The organism is Clostridium sp. FS41, assembly GCF_000954015.1.
Taxonomy (GTDB): Bacteria; Bacillota; Clostridia; order Lachnospirales; family Lachnospiraceae; genus Enterocloster; species Enterocloster citroniae.
The window spans coordinates 1-951 of record NZ_JYHN01000004.1; the positions used below are offsets into that span (position 1 = coordinate 1).

Sequence of the window (951 nt, forward strand, 5' to 3'; positions counted from 1 at the left end):
AATAAGTACCAGCACTGGAAACAAACAGCCAGTGCTATAATCAAAGAAAAAAGGGGGATTTTTACAATGGATGTCGAACCAAATCTATTCTTTGGACAACTGGAAACAAAATGGTTCTGGAAGAGCAAACGCTATGGGAGGATCTGGAAATGTAGCTGCGAATGTGGCGGGTACTGTTATGTGAAGGAGGAAGCTCTGGTGATGGGGATCGTGAAAGACTGCGGGGGTATCTGCCATCAAAAAGTAGTACCAAGCGCAATAATGGAAAGCTATGCGTATGCAAGGGGAGAAACAGTTACTCCCGAAGAGATGGAAAAGGTATTAAAAAGAATTGAAAAATACAGAAAACGTACATAAACAGAGCAACAATGCTGGTTGTCTAACACTTGCTGCACCATGCTAATTTCCAACATCGGCGGTAAACTTTTTAAAGTATTTTATTCTTTCACTTGACAAGGTACCCATTGGGTACTATAATGTAAATATAAACAATCCGCAGGAGGAAAAATACAATGAAGATCAAATTAGCTGGTAGTAAGATTATCAATTTTAATCAATATTTTACGTTAGGACAAGTTGTGGAGGCCGAAGTCAAAGGATACATAAATAGCCTAAAAGATGCTTATGAGATAATTGTAGATGGGAAAGTAGCTAATTCATCATACTTCCCTGTATGTAATGGCTTAGGCGAGGACGGAAATAAGTATCTGGTTTGCACTCAGGGAAAAAATATGGATCAGCTTTATGCGTTCACATCGGAAAAAGCATACATCGGTGAATAAAATGACAATAAAAGAAGCGCGGATTTTAGCCGGATGGACACAGGAGGATTTACATAATAAAGTTGGACCGTCTGTGTCGGCCATCAAAAAATGGGAAAGAGGAGAACGAATCCTTCCGGAATGGGAAGAAAAATTAATAGTTGATGAAATAATCAGAATCAAAGAAAGA

The 951-nt window shown here is 38.7% G+C and carries 2 protein-coding genes; both read left to right on the forward strand.

The window, feature by feature from the left end; genetic code table 11:
- A partial coding sequence (locus CLFS41_RS30595) for a hypothetical protein (RefSeq protein ID WP_242856750.1) occupies window positions 1-357 on the forward strand: 357 nt, incomplete at its 5' end.
- A gap of 155 nt (window positions 358-512) precedes the next feature.
- The gene (locus CLFS41_RS00080; protein ID WP_045091081.1) at window positions 513-782 is read left to right on the forward strand and encodes a hypothetical protein; all 270 of its coding nucleotides are present in this window, start codon (window positions 513-515) and stop codon (window positions 780-782) included.
- The last annotated feature ends 169 nt before the right edge of the window (window positions 783-951 follow it).